The organism is Mesorhizobium sp. P5_C1 (assembly GCF_054049815.1).
On the sequence record NZ_JBFULQ010001384.1, the window covers coordinates 1 to 571 of the forward strand.

Consider the following 571-nt stretch of genomic DNA (forward strand, 5'->3'; position numbering starts at 1 on the left):
ACGGCGCGTGCCAGAATGGCGCYTCAAGAAGAGAACGTTTGAGGTTCCGTACCTCATGAAGCTCGGCAACATTGGTCGCCAGGAAGCGCTGGCTTTGATCGCCAGGCATGGTGGGGACAGAGACGAAATTACTGCCGAGCTGTTTTCGCGGAGAGGTCGATCTCAATAGCTTTCACAACTAGGTTGGACCCATGACCCACCGAGCGTTCGCCGAGAAACTCGAGGTTGCTGCTGCACATATTTCGGATGTCTCGCGCGGACCTGAAAGTCATGTTGATGAATGCAGCCCTGCGGCTGAGGAACACCTCGGGCCTTGCCTTGGAAGCCGAGGTTGACGAGGCGGTCGACTTGTTGGCGGCGCAGTTGAAGCTTTCGCGGCCTGAAGTGTTGCAAACAATCGTGCGAGATTGGTTGGTCATTGCGGGCCGGCTGGGTGCCGATGCCTTTGATGAGGAGAGCGAGACTGATGGACTGGCCTAGGCTCGGGACCCGCGACGCTCGCTGACTTTATCGCTCTTCGAACTTCGAACTCGCGCGCTTCGATCAGCCGGCGGGCCGCAATGTGTCAAGC

At 58.2% G+C, this 571-nt stretch carries 1 protein-coding gene; it reads left to right on the top strand.

Translation table 11 applies throughout. The annotated features are described in order from the left end of the window. The first annotated feature begins 225 nt into the window (after positions 1–225). A complete protein-coding gene (locus ACXJ7R_RS35945) occupies positions 226–480 on the top strand; it encodes a hypothetical protein (RefSeq protein WP_457155919.1) in 255 nt (84 codons plus the stop codon). Positions 481–571 lie beyond the last annotated feature (91 nt).